Genomic DNA, 26,475 nt, shown 5'->3' on the forward strand with positions numbered 1-26,475 from the left:
AGATGTGCTTAAGTCTAGTCAACAAACCTCACCTCAGGATCATTGTGGCAAGCGGGCGGCACTTTTGCCTGATGGATTTCTGCAAGAATCTTGCCTGATTCTCCAGAATAGTGGAGCTTTGCACAGCCTTACGGCAAACTGACTTTTTTGCTGCCCGAGAGAGATGCATGCCAAACGACGCCCTTTGTCGCCAGCTGGCGCAGCGCGTAGTTGCGCTGATGAGTGACCTGCATAAGCCGCTGTGCGCGGTAGAAAACGTCAAGCTGATCTACGCCTGCGAAACCTTGCCACGTACGCCGATGATGTATCAACCCGGCATTGTGATTCTGTTTCAGGGGCGTAAAACCGGTTATCTCGGCAGCACGGTTTTCCATTACGACGCCACCAAATATCTGATGCTCACCGTGCCGCTGCCGGTGGAGTGTGAAACCGAAGCCACGCTGACGGAGCCGCTGGCCGGCATGTGTTTAAGCGTGGATGTCGCCAGCCTGCAGGATTTGCTGATGGATATCGGCGATGACGAGCAGTTCCAGCCGCAGGCGCAAACCTCCGGCATTCATTCGGCGTTTATGAGCGAAGAGATGTTGTGTGCGGCCGAACGCTTGCTGGATGTGATGAACAATCCGCGCGACGCCCGCGTGCTGGGTCCGCAGCTGGTGCGTGAGATTATCTATTACGTATTAACCGGACCGATTGGCGGCGCGCTGCTGTCGCTGGTGAATCGGCAGACGCAGTTTAGTCAGATTGCGCGCGCGCTGCGTCGCATCGAAAGCCACTTCGCGGAAAGCCTGAGCGTCGACATGCTGGCCGCCGAAGTGAACATGAGCGTTTCGGCGTTTCATCACAACTTCAAAGCGGTGACGCAAACCTCGCCGCTGCAATACCTCAAGCGCTATCGCCTGCATCAGGCGCGCCTGATGATGCTGCAGGATGGCATGAAAGCCAGCGCGGCGGCGGTGCGCGTCGGTTATGAAAGCCCGTCGCAGTTTTCGCGTGAGTTTAAGCGCTATTTCGGCGTGACGCCGGGAGAAGAGGCGAGCCGCGTGCGTCAAACCTTACCGTTTGACGCCGCGTCGTAATCAGGAGATTTTCTGGCGGCGTTTTTTCCAGATCACCACAATGCTGCCGGCGAGGCCGATAAACAGCAGCGCGATCGGCAGAATCATCAGGATCGCCATCACCTGATCTTCGTGGCGCTTGATAAAGGGCACATGGCTGATGCCGTAACCCAGCGTCACCACAATCCCAACCCACAACAAGCCGCTCAGCCAGTTAAACAGCTGGAAGCGGCCATTGTTCAAACCGGAAATACCGGCCATGGTGGGCAGCAAGGTGCGTACAAAAGCGAGGAAGCGGCCAACCAGCAGCGCCATCAAACCGTGGCGGTTAAACATATTCCACGCGCGCTGATGATATTGCGCGGGCAAATGCAGCAACCAGCTTTTCACTAGTTTGGTGTTGCCGAGCCAGCGCCCTTGCAGATAGCTGAGCCAGCAGCCGAGACTGGCCGCCGTGGTCAAAATCACAATCGTCGGCACAAAATCCATCACACCTTTGGCGACCATCGCGCCCGCCAGTAATAGCAGGCTATCGCCCGGCAGGAATGAGGCGGGCAGCAAACCGTTTTCCAGAAACAGCGTTAAAAACATCACGCCGTAAACAATCCAAACGACATCCGGATTACCTAGCGCGGCAAAATCCTGATGCCAAAGCGCCTGGACAATCTCATGTAAAACACCCATCAGCTATTCCATCGAGTCACAAGGAGTCTAATTTTAACCTTCTGTGGCATCGTATACGTTGATCTCTCATCGCCGCCACAGCATGGTTTATCTTCTGTTTAACTTCTTAAACGTGCAAAACCGGCTTTAAGGTCATCCAGCAAGTCGTCGACATGTTCGAGGCCGATATGCAGACGCACCAAAGTGCCGTCAAAATCCACGCCGCCCGCCGGACGAATCGCCGCCAGCTCTTCAGGCTGATTTGCCAGAATCAGTGATTCATAGCCGCCCCACGAATACGCCATGCTGAAATGGTGGAAGTGATCAAGGTAATTCGCCAGCTGCTCACGGCTCAGTTTTTCATGCAGGATGAAGGAGAACAAACCGCTGCTGCCGCTGAAATCACGCTGCCAGAATTCATGGCCTTTACACTGCGCCAGCGCCGGATGGTTCACGCGCGCCACTTCCGGCTGCGTTGCCAGCCATTCGGCCACCTGCAATCCGCTCTCTTGGTGCTGACGTAAACGCGTACCCAGCGTACGAATGCCGCGGCTCGCCATATAGGCGGTATCGGCATCAACCATCTGGCCCATCAGATAGGAATTCTCGCGCAGCTGTGGCCAGCAACGTTCATTCGCTACCGCAGTGCCAATCATCGCATCGCTGTGACCAATGATGTATTTGGTGCCGGCCTGAATCGAAATATCGATGCCATGCTCCAGCGCGTTAAACAGCACGCCCGCCGCCCAGGTATTATCGATCATGATGATCGCATCCGGCGCTTTGGCGCGCACGGCGGCAACAATCGCCGGAATATCCTGCACTTCCATGGTGATCGACGCCGGTGATTCCAGGAACACCACGCGCGTATTCGGCTGCACCAGTTCGCCAATTTCGCTGCCGATGCAGTGGTCGAAATAGGTGGTGGTGACGTTCAGCTTACTGAGAATTTTCGAGCAGAAATCCTGCGTCGGTTCGTAGACCGCGCCGCTGACCAGAATATGGTCGCCGGCTTCGACAAAGGACAAAATGGCATTAGAAACCGCCGCCGCACCGCAAGGATAAAGCGCGCAACCTGCGCCGCCTTCCAGCTCGGTCATGGCGTCTTGCAGCGAGAAATGGGTGAGGGTGCCGCGACGGCCATAAAACAGCTCGCCTGAAGCGCGACCGGCGGTAGCACGTTTTTTGTCGGCGACCGTGTCAAAAACCAGGGATGAAGCGCGCTGAATTACGCTGTTAACTGAGCCTTGAGTGTAACGTTTACTGCGTCCCGCGCTGACAAGCGTGGTGTCTATTTTCTTCGTTGCCATCACTGCCTTTCCTGACATTTCCCACAAAACATCCACGTTACCACGAATCAGCGTAGTGGGTTGAGCCTGATTGTGGATTATCAGAGTGAGGCCAGTATTGCGCATAACATCAGCTAAATTGTGGAAATTGCTGGCCTCTTTGCTTTGTAAATAGTAATGAGAACCACTATCACTTCGGGCGTTTTTTTTGCTATGATCCGCGCTTCAATCGTGAACTGTGCAACAGAAGTTGGAGATGCAGCGTGGTAGCCAGTGATTTGATGCAAACGGATCTCTCCGTTTGGGGCATGTATCAGCATGCCGATATCGTGGTAAAGATTGTGATGATTGGCCTGTTACTGGCTTCCGTTGTCACCTGGGCAATTTTCTTCGGTAAGTTTGCTGAGCTGAGCGGGGCGAAGCGTCGCCTGAAACGCGAGCAGCAAGCGCTGGGCGAAGCCCGCTCGTTAAACGATGCTTACCGTGCTGCTGAAACCTTCAAAGCCAACAGCCACAGCGCTGTGCTGCTTAACGATGCGCAGAATGAGCTGGAGCTGTCTGCCGGCACCGAAGATCTGGATGGCATTAAAGAGCGTACCAGCTTCCGTCTCGATCGCCGCGTGGCCGCATTCAGTCGTCATGCCGGTCGCGGTAATGGCTTCCTCGCCACCATCGGTTCCGTTGCGCCGTTTATCGGTCTGTTTGGTACCGTTTGGGGCATCATGAACAGCTTCATCGGTATTGCCAAAACGCAAACCACCAACCTCGCAGTCGTCGCGCCGGGCATCGCCGAAGCGCTGCTGGCCACCGCGATTGGTCTGGTTGCAGCAATTCCTGCCGTGGTTATCTACAACGTCTTCGCGCGTATGATTGCCAGCTACAAAGCGTCGCTGGGCGATGTCGCCGCGCAGGTCATGTTGCTGCAGAGCCGCGACCTTGACCTCGGCAACGTCGATACCGCGAAAGAAGCCAACCGTCCAGCGGCGGCACAGAAACTGCGCGTAGGATAAGTATTATGGCGATGCGTTTAAACGATGACTCGGTCGGCGATGGCGAAATGCACGAAATCAACGTGACGCCGTTTATCGACGTCATGTTAGTTCTGCTGATCATCTTTATGGTCGCCGCGCCATTAGCCACCGTCGATGTGCGCGTAAATCTGCCAGCATCGACCAGCGCGCCGCAGCCGCGTCCGGAAAAACCGGTTTATCTCTCCATCAAGGAAGATAAGCAGATCTTCATCGGCAACGATGCGGTTACCAAAGAGACGCTGGTGAATGCGCTGACGGCACAAACCGAAGGCAAGAAAGACACCACCATCTTCTTCCAGGCGGATAAATCGGTTGACTACGCCACCCTGATGGAAGTGATGGATCAGCTGCGTGAAGCCGGTTATCTGAAGATTGGCTTGATGGGCATGGAAACGGTCAAAAAGTAACCTTTCTCAGCTCATCGTAGGGTCGCCATTCATGGCGACCTTTTTTTATATCTGACGCTCAGTTTGTTAATTTATTGTTACGATTGGTCTTATTTTTGTAAACTGCAATGGTGAAGAGGATCACGTTTATTCCTGGCCCGGCACGTTAAAACGGAAGAAAAACCAGGAAGGACAATATGAGCTCGAGTCACTCTTTACAAAAGTCGTCGCAAGGCGGTGCCAAAACCATCTTTAGCGTTACCAGCGGTAACTTCCTTGAGATGTATGATTTCATGGTGTTTGGCTATTATGCCACCGCGATCGCCAAAACCTTTTTCCCCGGCGATGATCCCTTTGCTTCTTTAATGCTCACGCTGATGACCTTCGGCGCAGGCTTCCTGATGCGCCCGCTCGGCGCGATTATTCTCGGCGCTTACATCGACCATCATGGTCGTCGTAAAGGCTTACTATTAACGCTTGGTCTGATGGCGATTGGTACCTTAACCATTGCGTTGGTGCCCGGATACGCCACGTTGGGTGCTGCCGCGCCGATTTTGATTCTGCTTGGTCGTTTATTGCAGGGCTTCTCGGCGGGCGTTGAGCTGGGCGGCGTGTCGGTTTATCTGGCTGAAGTGGCGCCAAAAGGGCGCAAAGGCTTTTATGTCAGCTGGCAGTCGGGCAGCCAGCAGGTGGCGGTAATCTTCGCCGCGCTGCTCGGTTTAGGTCTGAACCATCTGCTGGCGAAAGACGCCGTCACCGAATGGGGCTGGCGTATTCCGTTTGTGGTGGGATGTATGATCGTGCCGTTCCTGTTCTACATTCGTCGCATGCTGGAAGAGACCGAAGCCTTTAGCCAGCGCAAACATCATCCTTCCATGAGCCAGATTATGCGTTCAGTCGGGCAGAATTGGGCGTTAGTGCTGGCGGGGATGTTGATGGTGGTCACCACCACCGTGATGTTCTACATGATCACCGCGTTTACCCCGACATTCGGCAAAACGGTGCTGATGATGAGCGACAAGGAGAGCTTCCTGGTGACGCTGTTTGTCGGCATCTCCAACCTGTTCTGGCTGCCGGTGATGGGTTCTTTGTCGGACCGCGTTGGCCGCCGTCCGCTGCTGATTGTCTGCACCATCTTGATGATACTAACCACTTGGCCGGTGCTGCATTGGCTGGTGGGAGCGCCGACCTTTGCCCGTCTGGTTGAAGCCGAGCTTTGGCTGTCGTTCCTGTATGCCAGCTACAACGGCGCGATGGTGGTTTATCTGGCTGAGATCATGCCAGCAGAAGTGCGTGCATCGGGCTTCTCACTCGCCTACAGCCTGGCAACCGCGCTGTTTGGCGGCTTTACGCCAGCGGTGTCGAGCTATTTGATTCATGCCACCGGTGATAAAGCGATGCCAGGCGTGTGGCTGTCATTTGCGGCGGTGTGCGGGCTGGTCGGTACGCTGCTGATTGGCCGCATGGTGAAGCAATATCAGTCACGACATAACGCAGCACCTGTCAGCGCATAACCGTAGGGTCGCCATTCATGGCGACCTCCTCTCTCAAAACGACACATCCACCACCACGCTATCGGTGTAATTCCCCGCCGCTGGCGTATTCTGCGTCGTCAAAATCTGCGCCGTATAGGTAAAGTTGCGCGTCACGGTATCCGCATTCAACGATGTCGAGGTGCTGCTGCTCCAGCGATCGGTGCCGGTCGGTCCCCAGCGCGAGGTGGTGGTGGTGCCTTTGTAGATGTCATACGCCAACCGATTCGTCCCGCTCGCCATCTGCCGCGTGGTGCCGCTGTAGTAACTGCCGTTGCTCAGGCCCACGGTGTAAGTGCTGCCTTTTGAACACACCACGTTAATCGTCTGCTGCACGGTTGAGAAACTGCCCACCAAAGGTGCGCTGCCGAAACTAACATTCGGCGCGGTGATGGTGGTGCAATCGTTGGTGACCAGCAGATTCACAGTAATCGGCATCGCCGTACCGGTGCTGCTCTGCACCGTTCCCACGCACAATCCTGCCACGTTCAACCCGGCGCACACCGTATAACTCACGGTCAGCGTAATGGTGGTGGTATAGGTGCCGGCGGCGATCACCTGTCCGGTAAGGGTGCGGAAGTAGAGCGGAATATTAAAGTTAAGGGTGCTACCCAACGCCAGCAGCGAGGCGGAACTCCAGCGATAGCTGCCGCCCTGCTGTAATTCGGTGGCACAAGCGCTGTCGATACACAGCTGTATCGGAATGTTATCGGTGCCGCCGCTGGCGGTTTTCAACACGGCGCGCGTGCCGCTAAGGTTTGAGGCGGTGGTAAAGGCATAGGTGATGTTATCGGAGCCCAACAGCGAAAGCGTACCTGAGCCGCAATTCACGTTGGTGGTACTGGAGGTGTTATTCACCGTCGAAGCCACCGAAAATGTGGTGACCGAGCCAAAGGTCGCAGTAGGCGCCGATAAGGTACAAAGCGCATAGCTGGTACCTGGCAATATAAATAGCGCCAGCAGGAGCAGAAGCTTTCTCATGGTGAAATCCCTGACTGTGAATTATCCGCGCTGCTCACCGCTGAGCCTTGCGGCGGCGGTGGCAGCGGGCAGGTAAGCGGGCCGTAGGTTTCCAGCGCTTTTGGTTGGCCGTCGGTGATGTCCAGTTGCGTATCGCAACTGCGTCCATCGGGCGTCACCACGTGAATCGGGTTACTGGCAGCGAGATCTTCCATCCACACAATGCCGTCCCAGCCGACATATTCGGTGGCCTGATTCGGACGTAGCACCTGGCTGGAAATCGGCAGCGGCTGATGATTGCTGTCATGCAGTACTACGCTGGCGGCGCGTAGGCGCTCGACCGGGAAGTTGAGCAGATAACCGCTCTTTCGCTTCACCGCAAAGCGCTGTTCAACCTTCGGCGCGGTACGATCGGCAGGCAGATCCAGCGTATCGATATCGTACTTCGCGCCGTAATAGCTGCTGATTGAGGGCACCAGCAGATAGCCTTGTTTGTCAGTGCGACCCATGGTCTGGTTTTCATAACGCACCGTCACGTCTGGATAATCGGTTTTCACCACCACAAAGGCATCGTTGATATCGTTGGCAGCGAACACGCGGTTATCCATCAGCACCACAGAGCCGGTGAAATCGGCCCATTGCGTGGTGTTGTCGTTGTCGCCATAGAAACCGGCTGAGGTATCAATTTTGTTGTTGCGATAACGCAGGCTGGCCTGGCGATAATCGCCGCTGTCGCTGGCCTGATTGGCCCACGCGGCATCGTAGGAGAAGCCACCGTCGGTTGGCATGGCGCGCGATACATACAGACGCTGGCTGTTATTGCCCTCCTGATCGCGTTCGGTGCTGACCGAGGCGCTGCTCTGCTCGCCGAATGGGATGACCAGCGAAATCGCGCCGCTCCAGTTGCCCTGTTCCTGATCGCGGCTGGCGGAGATATACAAACTGCTGTTGCCCCACAGATTTTTACTCCACGACAGATTCAGTAAACGTGTGCGGTCACCGTTGCCGCCGGAGATATCAAAATAGGCCAATCCAAGGCTGCCGTAATCATTCAGCGACACGCTGGCGGTGTACTGCGCGCTGCGTCGTGCCAGCGAATAGCTGGTGTTCGCGCTGTCGCCGCGACTGCCAACCAGCGCGAGGTTGCCGAAATCGGCACTGCGAATGATGTGCTGGGTTCCGAGGCTGAACCAGCTGTTGTTGTACTGATAGCCCCAGCTGTATTGCGTGCCAGGATTGCCGTCCATCTGGCTTTGTGCCAGCGCACCATTCACCACGCCAAAACTGCCGAGTTTCACCAGGCCACCTGCACCGCCCATCGCCACGCTGTCGCTGCCTTCTGCGTGACTCTCCAGCGTCAGCCAATCGTTGATACCGTAGCGATACGAACCGCTGGCCGCCGCCGCTCCATAATCAAAATTGTTTATGCCGTAGTTTTCGCGAATGGCACCGGCGGAAAAGGAGTAATCGGATAACCCGGTTTTCAGCAAACTGCTGGAGACGTAAAACGGCAGCGTGGTGGTGACTTGTCTGCCTACTGCATCGGTGGTGGTGATCACAGCATCGCCAGCGCCGTTAACGAAAGGCACGTTAGTGAGCGACCACGGACCCGGCTGCACATCGGCCTGGGTGCTGCGGTAACCATTTATGAACAGATCGACCGATGAGGGCACCGCCGCCTGGCCGGAAAACGCCGGCAGCGGATAGGTCACCAGATCCGGACGCACGCTGAAGTCGCGGCCAATCTGCACGCCTCCCAGCCGCACGCTGTTGCTCCAGCTCAACGCATCAGTAACCAAATCCCCAGCGCGCCAGCTGATCGCCGCATTCTCGTTTTCATTACTGAACCAGGTGTCGTAGCGGATATAGCCTTCCTGCTGACCGGCAACGCCACCTTCCAGTTGCTGCACATAAACACCGTTGGTAGAAAACTGCCCAACCGGGCCAAAGAAGCGCAATTCATTCCAGCTGGAGAGGCGCGAACCGGCGTTATCGGTGCGCGTGGCGTAGAAGTCATAATTGAGCAGAGCGCCGTTGCTGGCGCGGCCAGGAAAGCGCGGTGCATTCTGCAATTGGCCAATGGTTTGGCCCGGCAGCCAGGCGGGCGGCACCGTCAGTAACAGGCGCTGGCGTCGTTCGTCATACTCCACTTTCGCTCCGCTCAGTTGATTGATATCGATCTGCTGCCCCTGCAGTTTCTCGGCCGGAATACCGGCGCGTTGCAGATCGCCGCGTCGCAGCCAGAAATCACCGTTCTTGCGTTCAACCGGCACGATGTCGCCGCGTTCGCCTTGATTCACCACCAGCTCCAGCATGTATTGCTGGCCGCTGGCGTTATTCTCCAGCGCAGGCGGCGGTGGCAGTTCGGAAAAAGTCTCCGCGCTGCTACTCATCGGGCTGATACAGAGCACGCTGGCAACGGCCAGCGCGCAGGGATGCGGCGTTAACTTCATCAACGCGCGGCAGCGCTGCTCCAGTGTCCTTTGTTCATTTCGGCCGACAGTTCACCGCTTACGCTGCTGGTTAACGGCCAGCGATTGCTGCTGTTGGCCAGCACATAGCCAAACAAGCCGTTGCCCATTTTGCGTCCGCCAATGGTGACGTTGCTTAACCGTGCATGGCCGTTACCGTGATTGGTCAGTTCCAGCCAGCGCTTGCCGCCGCTGTTCACTTCCTGCCAGCTCAGCTGCGGTTTCGCCGTGTCGCGTGTTACGCCGTCGCCATAGATGAATAGCGGCACTGAGTAGCGCATCTGGAAAGTGAGTCCAGCCTGATTCTCTCCCGGCGTGCGCGGCGTGGGGATCTCATCCAGCACCACGCGATAGGACATCTCACGTCCGGCTTCGGGCGGCGTTTGCTTGATTAAACGCACCAGCTGCTTTTGCCCTGGCTCAAGCCGTACCATTGGCGGGCTCGCCACCACTTGCTGCTGGGTTTGATACTGCTCCTGACCGTTGACCTGCTGCCAGCTGAAGATACGCACCTGCATCATGGTGGTGGCGTTGCCACGGTTTTCCAGCCACAGCTCGCTGGCTTTATCTTGCGGATCGATTGCCGGATCGATCGGCCACACCATCAGGGAATTGGCGGCGTGTACCGCAGGCGTTAGTGCCACGCATAACAACAGAATCAGGGCGCGCAGGTTCATCATCATTCATCCTTCTTATTGACGCCGTCACCAACTCAGCGTGACGGTTAAGGTGTCGGTATAAGTCCCGGCGCGCGTGGGGCCGGGCAGCGTTAATAAGCCGTAAATCGGCAAAGTGATGTTATTGGCATTGCTGTAGCTCAGCGCCACAGCGCTACTCACGGGAATCGCCACGGTATGAGCGGCATTCGTAAAGAGGCTGTAAGCCACGGTATTAGTGCTACTGGTATTTTTGAGGTTGCGCGTGGAGGTGTAATTGTTGCCACCGTTAATGCTCATGCTCACGGCGGTGCCTGGCGTGCAGGCGAGAGTGATAGTGGTGCTTTGCACATAGCTAGCGCTGACGCTGTTGGAAGCCACGCCAGACTGCGTTCCAAAATCAAGCGTGCCAAAGACCCCGGTATTGGTACCGGATACAACACAGCCTGCCACTACTGATGCTGAAACCTGAAACGTTGCAGTGGGCAACCCCCAGGCGGAGACGCTCCCTATCAGCAGGGCAAGGCCGCCTGCACTGTGCATCAACCGCTGCACCACGGCCACCCTGATTATCCTTTCCCTCAGTAATTCACCGCCACGTTAATGGTGTCAGTGTAAGTCCCTGCAGGGATCAGCGGGTTAAAGCCGCCGCCCACCACGCGACCATAAATGGCGTAGTTGGTACCGAGCGTCGGATCCGTGGTGCCACTGGCGGCAATATTGGTGTTGTTGGCGATAGCAGTGGTAAAGGCGGCGTCGCTATACAGCGTATAGGCAATGCCCTGCGTATTGTTGGAGCCGAGGATCAGGTAGCGTGGCTGGCCGCTCACCGTGCCGTAAATGGTCGCCGGAGCGGCATTACTGCTGGTGACCTGCACGTTAAAGGTTTGTCCGGTGGTGCAGCGGACAAAGATGCCGTTACCCGAGGCGCCGACCAGCGTGGCGTTGAGCGTATCAAAGGTGGCTGCGCTGCTGCCAAAGTTCAGGGTACCGAAGTTCACCCCTGTCGTTGCCGATTGACCGTTCACCAAACAACCGGTGGTCAGCGTCAACGTTGCATTGATGGTTCCCGTTGTGGTGGCGGCAAAAACAGCAGTAGGGGCTAGCGCGGCGCTTAGGCTAGTAGCCACAAGAAAAAGCTTGAGTTTCATAATCATTCCTTACTGATTATCCAAGGTCAGTGCTTTTTCACCTGGTCATACATTTATGGAAATACATCCGAAATCAAACAAGAGCCGCAATCGGCTCGACAGCGTAAGCGCCTGCCATCTAAGAAAAATCCTAGATGGTGGATTAATGATTTATATCAGTTTTCTTTACTATAGATCAGCAAATCGGCCCTTGTACGCCGATGGTTCAATTTTTCCCTAATCAATTCACACTTTTCGCCGATAACTCAGTAATCACAAGGGGTAGCGAGCGGTTAAAAAAACTAAACAGCCGATGATTCCTCCCTCTACCGCGCGCTTCGGTTCAATGTTATGTTCGTGCATTAATCAGATATTATTAATTTTTCGCTTAACGACTGACGATGAAAATAAAAAAAATCCGCACGACGACTCCAGATTTGTCTGGATCGACTTTTTGTTGAGTTTCGCCGCAGGCGGTCATTAATCGCCCTTGATCGGCGCTTTATCATCCTTGTTCTAATTTGACGACACCGCACCTGCTCCGAAGCGGGTGGAATTTAGGAGCGCACATGCTGCTGGTTACCTGGGATAGCGTTCTGGTTACCGTTTCACTGATCGTGGCCTTCATTGCCGCATTTACCGCCTTAGATACCGCCGGGCGCGTTGCCGTTTCACGCGGTTGTCTGGCAAAACTGTGGTTGATCGGCGGTGGCACCGCGATGGGCATCGGCGTGTGGGCGATGCACTTTATTGGCATGCTGGCGATGATGATGCCGATGACCATGCGCTACGACGTCGAGCTCACCGCCATCTCATTACTGGTGGCGATTATCACCGCCATCTTCGCCTTTGCGCAGGGCGTGCAGGGCAGTCATCTCACCCGCCGACGCCTGGTGCGCGGCACCCTGATCATGGGCAGCGGCATCATTGTCATGCATTACCTCGGCATGAACGCGCTGATGATTGAAACCCCCATTAACTGGAATCTGCCGCTGGTGGCGCTCTCGGTGCTGATTGCCTATGCCGCATCGGGCGCGGCGTTATGGTTGGCGTTTCATCTGCGTCAGGGTGAAAGCCTGTTGTTACTGCGCGCCTGCGCAGCGTTGGTGATGGGGATTGCGATTGCCGGGATGCACTACACCGGCATGGCGGCAGCAGAGTTTGTTATGCCGGTGAGCATGCAAAATCACGGTGCCAGTGAAGAGGGACTGGCGGTGTGGGTCACGATTATCACGCTGAGTATTCTCGGGCTGATGTTGCTGATTTCGATGCTGGATGCGCAGCTACGCGCCGCGCGCCTCGCCGCCAAACTCAAGCGCGCTAACAGCGAGCTGCGCCAGCTGGCGATGCATGACAACCTCACCGCGCTGCCGAATCGCGTGATGCTGGAGCAGCAACTCACCACGGAGATCAAACAGGCGACGTTGCAGGATGAGAATTTTGCGCTGATGTTCATGGATCTCGATGGTTTCAAAGCCATTAACGATACCTGGGGCCATCACGTCGGCGATCGCTTATTGATTGCCGTAGCCGATCGTTTGCGGGATGAACTGAGTGAAGAGATTCTGCTGGCGCGTCTGGGCGGCGATGAATTCGTGCTGCTGTGTCCGCAATTCCATCTTCATCAGGCCACCAAACTGGCACAGCGGCTGGTACAGGTAATTGATGCGCCTTTCGATCTCGATCGCTATTCGCTGCGCGTCTCCTTGAGCGTTGGCATTGTTATCTTCCCGCTGCACGGCCGCAGCCAGCAGGAGCTGATGTTTAACGCCGACTCCGCCATGTATCACACCAAACACAGCGGGCGTAACGGCTGGTGCCTGTTTGAACCGGCGATGAGCGCGGTGGCGCAGCATCAGTTGGCGCTGGCCAACGATCTGTGGAACGCGCTGGAATATCAGGAGATGCGCCTGTTCTATCAGCCAAAATTCCGCGCGGGCGGCACGGTATTAATCGGCTTTGAGGCGTTGCTGCGCTGGCAGCACCCGCGTCGCGGGCTGCTGATGCCGGATATGTTCCTGGCGCGCGCCGAGAAAACCGGGCAAATTGTCGCGTTGGGTAACTGGGTAATCAACGAAGCCTGCCGCCAGCTCAGGCAGTGGCACGATGAAGGTAACGGCGACTGGACGGTGTCGGTCAATCTCTCAGCTCTGCAATTCCAGCAGCGCGATTTGATTGAGAGCCTGCGTCAGGCGTTGCACCACCATCAGATCCCGGAAGGGGCGTTGATGCTGGAAATTACCGAGAACATCGCGATGCGCGATCCGCAGTTCAGCCAGCAGCGCATTGCCGAGCTGCATCGTCTTGGGGTGAAAGTGGCGATTGATAACTTCGGCATCGGCTACGCCAACCTGCTGCATTTGAAACATCTTGAAGCCAGCGAGCTAAAAATCGACCGCGCCTTTATCAACAGTTTGCGCGCCGGCAGCGAAGACGCCACGGTGGTGACCGCGATGTTAACGCTGGCGCAAACGCTCAACTTGCGCATGGTGGCGGAAGGCGTCGAAACCGAGGAGCAGCAGCGTTTGCTCACGGGTTTAGGCTTCGACACGCTGCAAGGTTATCTGCTCGGCAAGCCGACGCCAGCCGATCGCATCGGTGAATTTACCGCTTCGCTTACCGTGCCGCTGGCGTTTAGCGATAACGTGGTGCCACTGGCTGGCGCGCAATAAACAATTTTTATTTTCTTCCGCATCGGAAGGTTTCATCGTTCAAAAACTCAGATCGGCAGTTACGCTGCCGATAATTCCTACAATAAAACCAATAGATCTCACTTTTAACCACAACACCACAGCTGATTCAAACCGGCTTTTACTTGGGAAATCACTATGTTAGTGACTTCGTACGACTCGTTTACCGTCATCGTCTCGATCCTGGTGGCAATGCTGGCCTCGTTTACTGCACTAGATATGGCAGGACGCGTGGCTTCCTCAACTGGCAAGGTGGCGCTGGTTTGGTTATTCGGCGGTGGATTCGCTATGGGCGTCGGCATCTGGGCGATGCACTTCATCGGCATGCTGTCGATGAGCCTCGACATGGTGATGAGCTACGATCCCGCACTTACCGTCACCTCAATGGTGGTGGCGGTGCTGGCGTCGGTATTTGCGCTGTGGCTGGTGTGTTCAACGCCGACGTTGCCGTGGCCGCGACTGTGCGGTGGTGCCTTGGTGCTGGGTTCCGGCGTGGTGGCGATGCATTACACCGGCATGGCGGCGCTGATGTTTGCGCCCGGTATCACCTGGAATTGGGGTTGGGTGGCGGCATCGGTGGCGATTGCGCTGGTGGCGTCGGGCGCCGCGCTGTGGCTGGCGTTTAACCTGCGCGAAGGCCACGGTCGCGTCACCGTGTTGCGTTTAGGCGCATCTGTAGTAATGGGCTGCGCGATTGCGGGCATGCACTACACCGGCATGGCGGCGGCCAACTTCCCGATGCACAGCCACGCGACGCAAATGGGCGTTAACAGCAACTGGCTGGCGATTGTGGTGACAGTGGTAACGCTGGCGATCCTCGGCATTACCTTGCTGGTTTCGATGCTGGATGCGCGTCTGCAGGCACGCACTTCCATCCTTGCCCATTCGCTGGCCGAGGCCAACCGCGAACTGGCGCAGTTGGCGCTGCACGATAACCTGACGCGCTTACCCAACCGTATTTTGCTGGAAGATCGCCTCGAACAAGCCCTGAATAAAGCCAACCGCGAGAAGTCGCAGTTTGCGCTGATGTTTATGGATCTCGATGGCTTCAAAGCAGTTAACGACGCCTTTGGTCACCACGTTGGCGACAATCTGCTGATCGGCGTGACCGAGCGCATGACCGACCAGATGAAAGGGCACTACACGCTGGCGCGTATGGGCGGCGATGAGTTTGTGCTGTTACTGGAAATTGATGATCCCAATGATGCCGCAGCGGTCGCCGATACGCTGGTGAAAGCGGTGGATCGTCCGTTCGATATCTCGCGCTATGAGCTGGTGGTGTCGTTGAGTATCGGTATTGCGGTCTATCCTGGCGATGGCAAAGATGAGCGCGAGCTGATGTTCAACGCCGATGCCGCCATGTATCACACCAAAAACAACGGCCGCAACGGCTACACCTTCTTCCAGCCGTCGATGAACACGCTGGCGCAATCGCAACTGCAGCTGAACAACGATCTGTGGCAAGCGCTGGACAACGAAGAGTTACGCCTGTTCTACCAGCCAAAATATTGCGCGCCGAGCGGCCCGATCCTTGGCTTTGAAGCGCTGCTGCGCTGGCAGCATCCTTCACGCGGCTTGCTGGCACCGGACGCCTTCCTGCCGATGGCAGAAAAGACCGGTATGATCATTAACATCGGCAACTGGGTGATCAACGAAGCCTGTCGCCAGCTGCGATCCTGGCATCTGCAAGGCCATCCGCACTGGTCGGTGGCGGTTAACCTCTCGGCGCTGCAGTTTGAGCAGAATAACCTGGTCGAAACCGTTACCGAGGCGCTGGCGCAGCACCAGATTCCGGCTGAGCTGCTGACGCTGGAAGTCACCGAAACCACGGCGATGCGCGATCCGGAAGAGAGCGTGCGTATCCTCACCGAGCTCACCAATATGGGCGTGAAAGCCTCGATTGATGATTTCGGCACTGGCTACTCCAGCTTGTTGTATCTCAAGCGGTTACCGGCCAGCGAGCTAAAAATCGATCGCGCCTTTGTTAACGAACTGCAGGCGCACTCCGAAGATGCCACCATCGTTTCCGCTATTGTTGCGCTGGCGCAGTCGCTGCACCTGAAAGTGGTGGCCGAAGGGGTGGAAACTCAGGATCAGCAGGCGTTCCTCACCGGCTTGGGCTGCGATACCTTGCAGGGTTATTTGCTGGGTAAACCAGTCCCGCCGGAGCGTATCGCTGAGCTACCGAATTTCTACGAAGAAGTGTTAGAGCTGGAGCGCATGCCTTAACGCCGATTCATTCCCTCTCCCGCTTGCGGGAGAGGGTTAGGGTGAGGGAAACTAGCCGCCAAATCCTCTACATCGGAGTTAGGGTGGCGAAATATCAGCAGTTGGTGGAGCAGCTTCGCACGCAAATCGAGGCCCGCATCTGGCCACCGGGCGAAAAACTGCCGTCGTTACGCCAGCAGGCGGAGCAAAGCGGATTAAGCCTGATGACGGTAATGCACGCCTATGAAGTGCTGGAGAGTCAGGGCTGGATCGTCTCAAAGCCGCAATCTGGTTACTACGTGGCACCGCGCGCCGCCGAAAGTCGTCCTCGGCTGCCAACCCAGGAGATTGCCAAAACCGATCAGGCGGATACCAACAGCTTCGTGTTTGACGTGCTGCAAGCCACGCGTAATCCCGCCATCATGCCGTTTGGCTCCGCCTTTCCCGATCCTGAACTCTTCCCGCAGCGCCAGCTGATGCGCTCGCTGGTTAAAGTCTCACACAACCTGAAGCCCACCGATGCACTCAACAACCTGCCGCCAGGTAATGAAGCGCTGCGTAAAATTCTGGCTCAGCGCTATGCGCAGCAGGGCATTACGCTGTCGCCGGATGACATCGTCATCACTAACGGTGCAATGGAAGCGCTCAATCTGAGTCTGCAAGCGGTCACTGAACCTGGCGATTGGGTGATCCTCGAAAACCCGTCGTTTTATGGCGCGCTGCAGGCGATTGAACGTCTTAAGCTGAACGCGATTGCCATCGCCAGCGATGTGGAGCACGGCATGGATCTGCAGGAGCTGGAGCAGGCGCTACAGCGCTGGCCGGTGAAAGCCTGCTGGCTGATGACCAACCGACAAAATCCGCTCGGCTTTACCCTGAGCGCCGAGCGCAAGCAGCAGCTGGTGGCACTGCTGGCGCGCTACAACGTAGCGATGATTGAAGACGATGTGTATGGCGATCTGTATGAAGGCACTGACAAGCCGCTGCCGGCCAAAGCCTTTGATCGCGACGGCAACGTGCTGCACTGCGGCAGTTTTTCGAAGAATCTGGTGGCGGGATTTCGCGTCGGTTGGGTGGCAGCAGGACGACACGCGCAGCGCGTGCAGCGTATTCAGCTGATGAGCACGCTGTCGACCAGCGCGCCGATGCAGCTGGCGCTCGCCGATTTCCTCAGCACGCGCAGCTACGATACCCATTTAAAGAAGCTGCGTCAGACGCTGGCAAAGCGTAAGCAGCTGGCGCAACAGGCGCTGCGCCGCGTATTACCTGCCGATGCCAGCATCAGCGACACGCCGGGCGGCTATTTTCTCTGGGTTGCGCTGCCTGCGCACATCAACACCACAGAGCTCTATCATTTGGCGTTGCAGCAGGGGATCAGCATCGCGCCAGGCCAGCTGTTTTCCAGCAGCGAAGGTTTCAGCCACTGTTTCCGCTTTAACACCGCCTGGCCGTGGGATGCACGCGCCGAAGCGGCGGTTGAGACGTTGGGAAAACTGATCGCCAGGCTAAACGGCTAAACGTGGGCCGCCTGCTGGTGGCCCCAGGTGAGATAGTAGACGTCGTAGAAATCCACTTCACCTTTCTGCTTCATCAGACGATCAATGCCGCTGCGCACGCGATCCGGCGTGTGCGGATTATCGAGAATTTTGTCCAGCGCCTGCTGCGAAACCGGCTGCACGTAATACCACTCGCCGTTGTAGCACACGCGCAGATCCAGCGTATCGATATCTTCGAAGCGGTATTTCGGGTTGATATCCATCAGCATCAGCACGCTCATCACCACCACAAACGCCGTGGCAAACCAGAAGGCTGGCCAGCCGAGCATGTCGGTTGAGAAGATCAGCGCCACGCACAGCGCGTAGCACAGATACATGATGGCCCAGAGTCCCGGATGGGTTTTGAGGAAGGAAAAGCTAAAGCGCGGCAAATTATCACGCTGTCCTTCGCGGTTCAGCGTGGCGATTTCGTCGAGCAGAATTTGTTTGATCGCGTCCATTGTTCACCTCTAATTATCACTGCCTGCCAGTAAAGCACATAACAGTGAAGCGAATTAGAGACAGATTTGGTGTGATTTTTTATAACAGTTGAGGTGCGCATGAATGCGCACCCTACAAAAACCGTATCAAACATGAGTAGGGTCGCCATTTATGGTGACCGAAAAATGCAACGGTCAGGCATTTACTAACTTACCTGCCCCACAATCTGCAAATTCGCATCATCCGGAACTTCGTTATACGACAGCACATTCAGCCCGTTTGCAAACAGACGTGCGTAGCGCGCGATCAGCGGACGCAGCTGCGGCGTCACCAGCAGCACTTGCGTCAGGTTCTGCGCTTTCAGCTGCTCCATCATCACCGGCAGCGTGCTTTGTAGCTGCGTCAGGATATTCGGATCCACCGGGAAGCTATCCAGCGCCACTTTGCCGGCTTGCTGCGCCTGATTCAGCGCCGCCAGCAGCAGGTTCTCAAGACTGTTCTCCAGCGTATACGCCGACAGCGGTTTATTGTCTGGCGCAATCGCCGCCACCATCGCACGGCGCAAGGCGAAGCGCACATCGGAAGAGAGCAGGATCGGATCTTTGGTGATCGACGCGCTTTCCAGCAAGGTGGTGGCGATGGTGGTGATGTCTTTCAGCGACACCTGATCATTGAGCAGTAAACGATAGACTTTCAGCTGCAAACTGTAATTCACTGCCGCATTAAGATCGTCGGACAGTTTTGGTGCCACGCTCGCCAATCTTTGATGCAGCTGCGTGATGTCGTCATAATTGAACAACTCTGGCAGATTCTCGCGCACCACTTTATTGACATGCGTTGCTACCACGCTGGCGCAATCCACTACCTGATAACCCAGATTAAGCGCCTTCGCCTTCTGCTCGGGTAAAATCCACGTCACCGTCATGTTGTAAGCCGGATCAATATCCAGCACGCCATCGATCTCGCCATACTGTTCAGGCGTGGGGATCGCCATCAGGCGATCGGCATGCACTTCACCCACAGCGGTACGTACACCGTTGATCTTGATTGCATACTGCGCGGGCTTGAGATGGAAATCCTCACGCAGGGCGATCTCCGGCAGCAGCACGCCGCTGGTTTCAGACACCACTTGCCGCACGCCGCGCATCCGTTGAGTCAGCGGCGCACCTTTACCTTTATCCACCAACGTCACCAGCTTATAGCCGAGATTCAGGCCAATGGGCTCCACCATCGGAATATTATCCCAGCCAATTGCCAGCTGATCTTCCGGTTGCGCCAGCGCCTGCTGGATGGCATCCATGTCGTTGTGATCTTTGGTCGGTGCTTTTATTCCACGGCCCTGACGCCAGGCGGAGAACAGCAGCAGACCGGCGAACAGCAGAAACACCGTATGTGGCATGCCAGGCACGATCGCCAGCACAAACATGACGGCTGCTGCGGTATAAAGCGTTCCCGGCTTTGCCAGCAGCTGAGACTTAATGTCATCGCCCATGTCCGCACCATCGCTGATGCGCGTAACGATAATCGCCGCCGCAGTTGAAAGCAGTAACGATGGAATCTGCGCGACTAAACCATCACCAATGGTCAGCAACACATACTGTTCAAACGCTTGTCCTGCCGGCAAACCGTGCTTGAACACACCAATCAAAATACCGCCAATCACGTTGATCAGCAGGATCATGATCCCGGCGATGGCATCACCACGAACGAACTTAGATGCGCCATCCATTGCCCCGTAGAAGTCGGCCTCGTTCGCCACATCTTTACGGCGCAGGCCGGCCTGTTCCTGATTGAGTAAGCCGGCATTGAGATCGGCATCGATCGCCATCTGCTTGCCGGGCAACGCATCCAGCGTAAAGCGCGCTGATACTTCCGAGATACGCTCTGCGCCTTTGGTCACCACCACGAAGTTGATCATCAAACGTGCCGCTAAGAGGGCGAATCACAGCCATCACGGTGGCGCGTGGAAAGTTGCTTTTGCCGACTTCACCCTGGCGATGATGGCGCTGTTTATGGTGCTGTGGATTACCGCGTCGGTGAGTGTCGAAGAGCGTAAAGAGATCGTCGCCCAATTGAATGGTGCATCAATTTTTGATGGCGCGGCGTTCAACCCGTTTGAGCAACACGGCGGCAAGAGTGATGCGCTGATTGGCGACACGCTGGAACTAAGCAAAGCGGAAGAAACCGCCAAAGCCGGTGAAATGCTGCAATCGGGCGGCAAACCGCAGGAACATCTCGATAGCGTGCTGTCACGCTCCGATGCTGAGCTGGCGAAACTGTACCAGCAGATTCAACACATCATCAAAAGCTATAACGCCCAGGATGTACTGTCATTGGAAACCCTGCCGCAAGGCCTGCGCATCCTGGTGCAGGACGACCAATCGCGCATGATGTTTCCACGCGGCAGTGCGGTGTTGACACCTTATTTCCAGAAATTGCTGACCGAACTCGGCCCGGTGTTTAACCGCATCGATAACAAAATCATGATCAGCGGGCATACCGATGCCGCGCAATACAGTGGCAATGCCGCCTACAACAACTGGAATCTGTCCGGCGATCGCGCACTGGCGGCGCGCCGAGCGCTGGAGCGTGGTGGGCTGGAGAGTGAGCGCGTGTTGCAGGTTAATGCAATGGCCTCACGTATGCCGCTGGATAGAGAAGATGCAATGAGTGCGCGCAATCGCCGCATCGAAATTCTGGTGTTAACCGATGCCGCTGCAGAAACCTTATTCCAATTTTATGGCCGCGAAGGGGAGAACGTTGTGAAACCCATCGCTGAGCGCCTGCGATAACCTGTCAGTGCCTTTGAATCGCTTTTTTTGATTCGGCCGGTGGCGAAATCCACCGGTTTTTTTTCGTTTGAAATTTGTGCAGCGATCCACCGTAGGGGCGCCATTCATGGCGACCACTAATCCCCGCACGCGATGTTAATAATGTTGCCAATAAATTTGACTTTAGTTAGCTAAATCATTCTTTTTTGTGAATTTTGTCGCCGGGCGCACATTGCAATGCCGCTTTGGTAAGCCACAATTAAGCATCATGATTAACCGGAGAAAGAGTATGACTGCCAACCACTCCAGCCTGCTGTTACTGATGTCTTTCGCCGCCGGCACCTTTTCTGCTGGATCCTCCAGCAATCCGCAACATCTGATGCTATCGCTGCCCTCCGGCGGCGTGCCTAATAATCCGCTACCGCTAATTATCTGGCCAGGCATCGTGCCATATGACGCTGAAAATCCAACCGAAGACAGCGCCGCCTGGTTTGAAAAAACCTTTACTCGCAACGGCTGGCCCGCCGCGTGGCGTGCGCCGATCTTCCCGTATACGCATTACCATCCGAACACCCATGAAGTGCTGGGCGTGGCTGCCGGTTGGGCGGAAGTACTGTTTGGCGGCGACAGCGGTCGCATGGTGACGTTGCGTGAAGGCGATGCGGTGCTGATCCCCGCGGGCGTCGGCCACAAACAGGTATTTGCCTCAGAGGATTTTTTCACCGTTGGCGCCTATCCTGAAGGCATGTCCCCGGAAACCGTGCGTGATGAGCCGTCGCGTTTACGTGCGTCGAAGGAGAAAATCCAGCATGTTCCACTGCCGCACCGCGATCCCTTTACCGGTGGCGAAGGCGCGATGACGGAGATCTGGCTGCCAATCGCGCAGCAGCTGATGCACCAGTAAAGTGCAAAACAGCCATTTCCATCGACGCGGCGCGTGTGGCATGCCGGGGGCAAGCCTCTGGCACAGTTTGTGCAGGAGAGAGATATATCTCTAAACAAGCGCCGGGTAAATCATGAAAGAAAGCTACCAGATAGCATCGCACTTCTATGATGAGATGTTGCTGAGCGATGGCCAACACCGCGCTCACTACCAGCAATACTGGGAATGGTTACAACAGGCGGACAAAGAGGCAGTGGCGCGTAAGCGTGAAGAGGCGGAACTGCTGTTTCATCGCGTCGGCATCACTTTCAACGTTTACGGTGATGATGGCGGCGCGGAACGTTTAATTCCTTTCGACAGCGTGCCGCGCATTATTCCTGCCAGCGAGTGGGCGATGCTCGATCGCGGTATTCGCCAGCGCGTGCAAGCCCTCAACGCCTTCCTGCACGACATCTATCATCAGCAACTGATCCTCAAAGCCGGCATCGTGCCCGCCGAACAGGTACTGGTGAACGATCAATATCAGCCCTGTATGCAAGGCGTCGATCTGCACCGCAACATCTACGCGCACATTGTCGGTGTGGATATGGTGCGCAATAACGATGGCGAATATTACGTGCTGGAGGACAATCTGCGCACGCCGTCTGGCGTCTCCTACATGCTGGAGAACCGCAAGATGATGATGCGCCTTTATCCGGAGTTGTTCGCCGGGCAGCACATCGCGCCGGTTGAGCGCTATCCCTCGCATCTGCTGCAAACCCTGCGGGAAAGCTCGCCGGTCAACGATCCGGTGGTGGTAGTGCTGACGCCGGGCCGCTTTAACAGCGCCTATTTTGAACACAGCTTCCTTGCGCAGCAGATGGGTGTTGAGCTGGTGGAGAGCGCCGATCTGTTTGTGAAAGATGGCGCGGTGATGATGCGTACCACCGCCGGACCGTGCAAAGTCGATGTGATCTATCGCCGCGTGGATGATGCCTTCCTCGATCCGCTGGCGTTCCGCCCGGATTCGATGCTCGGCGTGCCGGGCTTATTATCGGTATATCGATCTGGCAACGTGGTGCTGGCGAACGCGATCGGCACCGGCGTCGCCGATGACAAATCGATCTACCCGTATGTGCCGGACATGATCCGCTTCTATCTCGACGAAGATCCGATCCTCAATAACGTGCCGACCTGGCAATGCCGCAAACCGCAGGATCTCACCTATGTGCTGGCCAACCTGGCGAAAATGGTGGTGAAAGAGGTACACGGCGCAGGCGGTTACGGCATGTTGATTGGGCCGGTGGCGAGCCAGCAGGAGCTGAGTGATTTCCGCGACCGCCTCAAAGCGCGACCAGAAAACTACATCGCGCAGGACACGCTGTCGCTCTCGACTTGCCCGACTTTTATCGACAACGGCCTCGCGCCGCGCCATATCGATCTGCGTCCGTTTGCGCTGTGTGGCGCGGATATTCGTCTGGTGCCCGGCGGTTTAACCCGCGTGGCGCTGAACGAAGGCTCGCTGGTGGTGAACTCGTCGCAGGGCGGCGGCACCAAGGACACGTGGGTTCTGGAGGATGACGCATCATGCTAAGCCGCACGGCCAGTGGCCTCTATTGGATGGCGCGCTATCTCGAACGCGCAGAACAACTCGCACGCGTGTTGGACGTGACCAACCGTTTGTCATTAATGCCGGTGCGCGGCAGCCAGGGCGATGAGCTGCTGCTGCCGCTCAATCTCACCGGCACACGGGAACTGTTTGAAACCCTGAATGGCCGCTTCACCATGCCGCAGCTGTTCAACTTCTTCGCCCTTGACGACCGCAATCCGTGCAGCATTTTCAGCTGCTGGCAGGAGGCGTGGAACAACGCGCATGCGGTGCGCGGCAGTTTGTCGTCGGAAGTGTGGGAGAGCATCAACTCGACGTGGATTGAGATGCGCAACACGCGGCGGCGCGGCATTACCAGCGCTAACGCCGACACCTTTTTCGATTGGGTGAAAGAGCGCTCGCACCTGTTTCGTGGCGCGATGTTCGGCACCTTGCTGCGCGGCGATGCGATGAGTTTTATCCGTATCGGCACCTTGATGGAGCGCAGCGACGGCACCGCGCGTTTGCTGAGCGTGAATCAGCAACTGCTGGAGCAGCAGTCGGATTCGGTGCGCGAATATTATTGCCTCGACACCTTGCTGCGCGCGGTATCGGCGCGTGAAGCTTACAACGCCATCTTCAAGCAGCAGCTGTTGCCCGATCTGGTCAATGAGATGCTGATCCTGCGCAGCGAAAGTCCGCGATCGCTGCACTCCTGTATTGATGAGATCGCCACGCAGTTAGAGAACATCGGCAGCAGCGGCGAAGATCGCCCGCGCTATTTGATCACCGTGCTGCTGGCCGAGATGCGCTTCAGTACCTGGGAAAGCCTGACTCAGGAAGGCTTGTATCACTGGCTCAATGAATTCCTGACGCGCCTGAATGCGCTGGCAGAGAGCATCAATCACACCTATCTGGAGGCGAAATGAGACTGAACATCGAGCATAAAACCCGTTACGCCTATGAACATCAGGTGACACTCAGCACCCAATATCTGCGCCTGACGCCGCAAAATTCGGTGCATCAGCAGATAATCTCGTGGGATCTCGAGCTGCCGTGTGAAGCCACCTGCACCCAGGATGCCTACGGCAATGTGATGCATGTGCTGACGCTGGATACGCCGCATCAGCAGTTGGATATCGCCGCGCGCGGCGTGGTGGAGATCCTTGATGATGGCGAATGGGCACCCGATCCGGAATCGTTATTGTCGCCGTTGGTGTTTCTGCGCTCGTCGCCGCTGACGCAGCCTGACGGTGAGATTCGTGAGTTCGCCAAGCGCTACTGGCGACCGGAAAAACCGCTGGCCAGCCTGGAAAAACTCATGGATGAACTGCTGCTGAAGATGCCGTATCGTCCCGGTAGCACCTTGGTTACTGATGCCGCCACGAAAGTATTTGCCGCCGGCAGCGGCGTTTGCCAGGATCACAGTCACGTGTTTCTCGCCTGCTGTCGTAGTCTGGGGATTCCGGCGCGCTATGTAAGCGGCTATCTCTATACTGAAAACGTTGAGCACGTCGCCACTCACGCCTGGGTTGAAGCCTGGCTGGATGGCAGTTGGCACAGCTTTGATATCACCAATAATACCCGCAGCACGCGCCAGCATTTACGCCTGGCGGTCGGCGTGGATTATCTTGATGCGTGTCCGGTGCGCGGTATGCGGCTGGGCGGCGGCGGTGAAGATATGCTGGCGGTGGCTGCGGTGCTTCAGGTGCATGCGCAGCAGTAATCAGAACAGGCGTGACTATGACTTATTGTGTGGCAATGCGTTTATCGTCAGGGATGATTTTTGTATCCGATTCACGCACCAATGCGGGCGTTGATCATATTTCCTCGTTCCGCAAATTGCATGTGTTTCAGGTCGATGATGAACGCACGCTGGTGCTGCAAAGTGCCGGCAATCTGGCCACCACGCAGAGCGTGCTGAGCCTGCTGCGACGCAACAACGGCGATAGCGATCAACCGAATTTGCTGAATGGACGATCGCTGTATGACATTGCGCTGATGGTGGGCGAAACGCTGCGCGAGGTGATCAAGCGTGATGGCGAAGAGTTTGGCGGCACGCTGCTGCTGGGCGGGCAGATTCGCGGCGAGGAGCCGCGACTGTTCCAGATCTACCCGCAGGGCAACTTCATCGAAGCCAGTGTGGATACGCCGTATTTTCAGATTGGTGAAAGCAAGTACGGTAAACCGATCATTGATCGCGTGCTGCGTTACGAAACGCCGCTGAGTCAGGCGATGCAGTGCGCGTTGATTTCGATGGATTCGACGCTGGCGAGTAATATTTCGGTGGGCTTGCCGCTGGATGTGATGGTCTATCGCACCGACAGTTTTAGCGACAGCGAGCAATATCACATCACCGAACAGCATCCCTATTTTTCACAGATCCGTCAGTTGTGGAGTAAAGGCCTGTTAAGTGTCTTTTCACAGCTGCCGCCGTTAAAGCTCTAATCAGTAGGGTCGCCATTAATGGCGACCTGCCCATTTACACCAACTCATTCATCTTCGCAGTCATATTAATTCCGCTAATCCCTTTCAATCCTAATTTGCGCAGGATTTTTATTTTATAGGTACTCACAGTTTTACTGCTGAGCTGCAATTGTGAAGCGATCTCTTTATTACTCATTCCCGACGCGAGTTTGACTAAAACAATCAATTCACGTCGCGTCAGGCTCATCAATTTCTCGCTTTCAATCAATTCGCCGGCATCAGCAGCGGCATGGGTTACGGGATAAAAACGTTTGCCGTGTTCCACTTCTTTTATTGCGGTAATCAGCGTGTCTAAATTCCCGCGCTTGTAGACATAACCTTCAACGCCTAATTGCAAGCAACATCGTTGATAAAAAAGGCTTTCTGACGCAGTAAATACGATGATTTTCTGTTCTGGCATCGCGCGCTTGATATCCGCAATCAGCGGAATACCGGCACGACCGGGCATGGTGAGATCAAGCAGTAAAACGTCCGGACGCATTTGGTGTAACTCGGTAATCAGTAAATCTCCTTTCTGCGCAATGCCGACAATTGCATAGTGATAAGAATCTAATAGTGCCTGAATACCCGCACAGATTAGCGGATGGTCATCAACAATAAATACCGAATGAATCATATGTGTAGCCCAGAAAAAAAGAAAAAACCCAAGGGTTAAAACACTCATAAAAAACACAACCAGAGGTGTGACCAGATTAATTCACGGGGCTTAACATTAAG

Annotated in this window: 23 protein-coding genes; 13 read left to right on the plus strand and 10 right to left on the minus strand. The window is 56.0% G+C overall.

The features are described 5' to 3' along the window. The first annotated feature begins 167 nt into the window (after positions 1-167). The gene (locus tag FHW71_RS14660; protein ID WP_061720571.1) at positions 168-1,079 is read left to right on the plus strand and encodes an AraC family transcriptional regulator; all 912 of its coding nucleotides are present in this window, start codon (positions 168-170) and stop codon (positions 1,077-1,079) included. Here the strand turns inward: FHW71_RS14660 and FHW71_RS14665 are convergent, their stop codons facing one another. Next, positions 1,080-1,742, minus strand: coding sequence for a DedA family protein (locus FHW71_RS14665; RefSeq protein ID WP_008103355.1), 663 nt, complete (start codon positions 1,740-1,742; stop codon positions 1,080-1,082). A 98-nt stretch (positions 1,743-1,840) separates the two neighbouring features. Then, entirely contained in the window at positions 1,841-3,031 is a 1,191-nt protein-coding gene (gene metC / locus FHW71_RS14670; protein ID WP_179452130.1) for a cystathionine beta-lyase, read from the minus strand. Between the two features lie 260 nt (positions 3,032-3,291). Between metC and exbB the strand changes: the two genes are divergently transcribed. The 3 genes from exbB to FHW71_RS14685 all read left to right on the plus strand — a co-directional run bounded on the left by exbB (position 3,292) and on the right by FHW71_RS14685 (position 5,941). Next, positions 3,292-4,020 carry a tol-pal system-associated acyl-CoA thioesterase gene (gene exbB, locus FHW71_RS14675; RefSeq protein WP_071531643.1) on the plus strand — a complete coding sequence of 243 codons (729 nt, stop codon included), beginning with the start codon at positions 3,292-3,294 and terminating at the stop codon, positions 4,018-4,020. A gap of 5 nt (positions 4,021-4,025) precedes the next feature. Beyond that, entirely contained in the window at positions 4,026-4,448 is a 423-nt protein-coding gene (gene exbD / locus FHW71_RS14680; RefSeq protein WP_008103349.1) for a TonB system transport protein ExbD, read from the plus strand. Between the two features lie 176 nt (positions 4,449-4,624). After that, positions 4,625-5,941 carry an MFS transporter gene (locus FHW71_RS14685; RefSeq protein WP_008103347.1) on the plus strand — a complete coding sequence of 439 codons (1,317 nt, stop codon included), beginning with the start codon at positions 4,625-4,627 and terminating at the stop codon, positions 5,939-5,941. 33 nt (positions 5,942-5,974) lie between these two features. On the opposite strand, the gene FHW71_RS14690 is transcribed toward FHW71_RS14685, so the two are convergent. Genes FHW71_RS14690 through FHW71_RS14710 form a run of 5 tightly spaced genes read right to left on the minus strand, consistent with a single transcriptional unit; the run spans position 5,975 to position 11,197 of the window. Continuing rightward, entirely contained in the window at positions 5,975-6,940 is a 966-nt protein-coding gene (locus tag FHW71_RS14690) for a spore coat U domain-containing protein (RefSeq protein ID WP_179452131.1), read from the minus strand. Beyond that, complete coding sequence (locus FHW71_RS14695; RefSeq protein ID WP_008103344.1) at positions 6,937-9,372, minus strand: fimbria/pilus outer membrane usher protein; 2,436 nt, start codon at positions 9,370-9,372, stop codon at positions 6,937-6,939. The genes FHW71_RS14690 and FHW71_RS14695 overlap by 4 nt, the downstream gene beginning before the upstream one ends. Then, entirely contained in the window at positions 9,372-10,067 is a 696-nt protein-coding gene (locus FHW71_RS14700) for a molecular chaperone (RefSeq protein ID WP_154155514.1), read from the minus strand. The genes FHW71_RS14695 and FHW71_RS14700 overlap by 1 nt, the downstream gene beginning before the upstream one ends. 27 nt (positions 10,068-10,094) lie before the next feature. Next, on the minus strand, positions 10,095-10,589 hold the full coding sequence (locus FHW71_RS14705; RefSeq protein WP_154155515.1) for a spore coat U domain-containing protein: 495 nt from the start codon (positions 10,587-10,589) through the stop codon (positions 10,095-10,097). Between the two features lie 38 nt (positions 10,590-10,627). Continuing rightward, a complete protein-coding gene (locus FHW71_RS14710) occupies positions 10,628-11,197 on the minus strand; it encodes a spore coat protein U domain-containing protein (RefSeq protein ID WP_008103338.1) in 570 nt (189 codons plus the stop codon). Positions 11,198-11,745: 548 nt separating this feature from the next. Here FHW71_RS14710 and FHW71_RS14715 point away from each other — a divergent pair. From FHW71_RS14715 to FHW71_RS14725, 3 genes are all read left to right on the plus strand, one after another. Further along, on the plus strand, positions 11,746-13,848 hold the full coding sequence (locus FHW71_RS14715) for a bifunctional diguanylate cyclase/phosphodiesterase (RefSeq protein ID WP_179452133.1): 2,103 nt from the start codon (positions 11,746-11,748) through the stop codon (positions 13,846-13,848). 156 nt (positions 13,849-14,004) lie between these two features. Beyond that, complete coding sequence (locus FHW71_RS14720; RefSeq protein ID WP_179452134.1) at positions 14,005-16,095, plus strand: bifunctional diguanylate cyclase/phosphodiesterase; 2,091 nt, start codon at positions 14,005-14,007, stop codon at positions 16,093-16,095. A gap of 83 nt (positions 16,096-16,178) precedes the next feature. After that, positions 16,179-17,591 carry a PLP-dependent aminotransferase family protein gene (locus FHW71_RS14725; protein ID WP_179452135.1) on the plus strand — a complete coding sequence of 471 codons (1,413 nt, stop codon included), beginning with the start codon at positions 16,179-16,181 and terminating at the stop codon, positions 17,589-17,591. On the opposite strand, the gene FHW71_RS14730 is transcribed toward FHW71_RS14725, so the two are convergent. Both FHW71_RS14730 and FHW71_RS14735 read right to left on the minus strand, forming a co-directional pair. After that, the gene (locus FHW71_RS14730) at positions 17,588-18,070 is read right to left on the minus strand and encodes a YlaC family protein (RefSeq protein ID WP_008103330.1); all 483 of its coding nucleotides are present in this window, start codon (positions 18,068-18,070) and stop codon (positions 17,588-17,590) included. The two genes, FHW71_RS14725 and FHW71_RS14730, sit on opposite strands and share 4 nt — an antisense overlap. A gap of 185 nt (positions 18,071-18,255) precedes the next feature. Next, on the minus strand, positions 18,256-19,968 hold the full coding sequence (locus FHW71_RS14735) for an FHIPEP family type III secretion protein (RefSeq protein WP_008103327.1): 1,713 nt from the start codon (positions 19,966-19,968) through the stop codon (positions 18,256-18,258). Here FHW71_RS14735 and FHW71_RS14740 point away from each other — a divergent pair. From FHW71_RS14740 to FHW71_RS14765, 6 genes are all read left to right on the plus strand, one after another. Then, positions 19,961-20,842, plus strand: coding sequence for a flagellar motor protein MotB (locus FHW71_RS14740; protein ID WP_238541696.1), 882 nt, complete (start codon positions 19,961-19,963; stop codon positions 20,840-20,842). The two genes, FHW71_RS14735 and FHW71_RS14740, sit on opposite strands and share 8 nt — an antisense overlap. Before the next feature lie 268 nt (positions 20,843-21,110). Next, positions 21,111-21,725 carry a cupin domain-containing protein gene (locus FHW71_RS14745; RefSeq protein WP_179452136.1) on the plus strand — a complete coding sequence of 205 codons (615 nt, stop codon included), beginning with the start codon at positions 21,111-21,113 and terminating at the stop codon, positions 21,723-21,725. A 112-nt stretch (positions 21,726-21,837) separates the two neighbouring features. Continuing rightward, entirely contained in the window at positions 21,838-23,277 is a 1,440-nt protein-coding gene (locus FHW71_RS14750) for a circularly permuted type 2 ATP-grasp protein (protein ID WP_008103320.1), read from the plus strand. Beyond that, positions 23,271-24,200, plus strand: a complete 930-nt coding sequence (locus tag FHW71_RS14755; protein ID WP_154155150.1) for an alpha-E domain-containing protein — start codon at positions 23,271-23,273, stop codon at positions 24,198-24,200. The genes FHW71_RS14750 and FHW71_RS14755 overlap by 7 nt, the downstream gene beginning before the upstream one ends. After that, entirely contained in the window at positions 24,197-24,997 is an 801-nt protein-coding gene (locus FHW71_RS14760) for a transglutaminase family protein (RefSeq protein ID WP_008103316.1), read from the plus strand. Before FHW71_RS14755 ends, FHW71_RS14760 begins: the two co-directional genes overlap by 4 nt. 17 nt (positions 24,998-25,014) lie before the next feature. Next, complete coding sequence (locus tag FHW71_RS14765) at positions 25,015-25,719, plus strand: proteasome-type protease (protein ID WP_179452137.1); 705 nt, start codon at positions 25,015-25,017, stop codon at positions 25,717-25,719. 34 nt (positions 25,720-25,753) lie between these two features. Here FHW71_RS14765 and FHW71_RS14770 read toward each other — a convergent pair whose 3' ends face one another. Next, a complete protein-coding gene (locus tag FHW71_RS14770; protein WP_286176251.1) occupies positions 25,754-26,422 on the minus strand; it encodes a response regulator transcription factor in 669 nt (222 codons plus the stop codon). Positions 26,423-26,475: the final 53 nt, after the last annotated feature.

This window comes from Enterobacter sp. Sphag1F (assembly GCF_014193275.1).
Classification (GTDB): Bacteria; Pseudomonadota; Gammaproteobacteria; order Enterobacterales; family Enterobacteriaceae; genus Pantoea; species Pantoea symbiotica.

Coding starts and splice junctions, on each gene's coding strand:
- FHW71_RS14760 (WP_008103316.1), top strand. CDS start 24,197: ATGAGACTGAACATCGAGCATAAAACCCGTTACGCCTATGAACATCAG.
- FHW71_RS14715 (WP_179452133.1), top strand. CDS start 11,746: ATGCTGCTGGTTACCTGGGATAGCGTTCTGGTTACCGTTTCACTGATC.
- FHW71_RS14755 (WP_154155150.1), top strand. CDS start 23,271: ATGCTAAGCCGCACGGCCAGTGGCCTCTATTGGATGGCGCGCTATCTC.
- FHW71_RS14750 (WP_008103320.1), top strand. CDS start 21,838: ATGAAAGAAAGCTACCAGATAGCATCGCACTTCTATGATGAGATGTTG.
- FHW71_RS14695 (WP_008103344.1), bottom strand. CDS start 9,372: ATGAAGTTAACGCCGCATCCCTGCGCGCTGGCCGTTGCCAGCGTGCTC.
- exbB (WP_071531643.1), top strand. CDS start 3,292: ATGCAAACGGATCTCTCCGTTTGGGGCATGTATCAGCATGCCGATATC.
- FHW71_RS14745 (WP_179452136.1), top strand. CDS start 21,111: ATGACTGCCAACCACTCCAGCCTGCTGTTACTGATGTCTTTCGCCGCC.
- FHW71_RS14770 (WP_286176251.1), bottom strand. CDS start 26,422: ATGAGTGTTTTAACCCTTGGGTTTTTTCTTTTTTTCTGGGCTACACAT.
- FHW71_RS14665 (WP_008103355.1), bottom strand. CDS start 1,742: ATGGGTGTTTTACATGAGATTGTCCAGGCGCTTTGGCATCAGGATTTT.
- FHW71_RS14710 (WP_008103338.1), bottom strand. CDS start 11,197: ATGAAACTCAAGCTTTTTCTTGTGGCTACTAGCCTAAGCGCCGCGCTA.
- FHW71_RS14735 (WP_008103327.1), bottom strand. CDS start 19,968: ATGATCAACTTCGTGGTGGTGACCAAAGGCGCAGAGCGTATCTCGGAA.
- FHW71_RS14705 (WP_154155515.1), bottom strand. CDS start 10,589: ATGCACAGTGCAGGCGGCCTTGCCCTGCTGATAGGGAGCGTCTCCGCC.
- FHW71_RS14685 (WP_008103347.1), top strand. CDS start 4,625: ATGAGCTCGAGTCACTCTTTACAAAAGTCGTCGCAAGGCGGTGCCAAA.
- FHW71_RS14730 (WP_008103330.1), bottom strand. CDS start 18,070: ATGGACGCGATCAAACAAATTCTGCTCGACGAAATCGCCACGCTGAAC.
- FHW71_RS14720 (WP_179452134.1), top strand. CDS start 14,005: ATGTTAGTGACTTCGTACGACTCGTTTACCGTCATCGTCTCGATCCTG.
- FHW71_RS14700 (WP_154155514.1), bottom strand. CDS start 10,067: ATGAACCTGCGCGCCCTGATTCTGTTGTTATGCGTGGCACTAACGCCT.
- FHW71_RS14690 (WP_179452131.1), bottom strand. CDS start 6,940: ATGAGAAAGCTTCTGCTCCTGCTGGCGCTATTTATATTGCCAGGTACC.
- FHW71_RS14660 (WP_061720571.1), top strand. CDS start 168: ATGCCAAACGACGCCCTTTGTCGCCAGCTGGCGCAGCGCGTAGTTGCG.
- FHW71_RS14765 (WP_179452137.1), top strand. CDS start 25,015: ATGACTTATTGTGTGGCAATGCGTTTATCGTCAGGGATGATTTTTGTA.
- metC (WP_179452130.1), bottom strand. CDS start 3,031: ATGGCAACGAAGAAAATAGACACCACGCTTGTCAGCGCGGGACGCAGT.
- exbD (WP_008103349.1), top strand. CDS start 4,026: ATGGCGATGCGTTTAAACGATGACTCGGTCGGCGATGGCGAAATGCAC.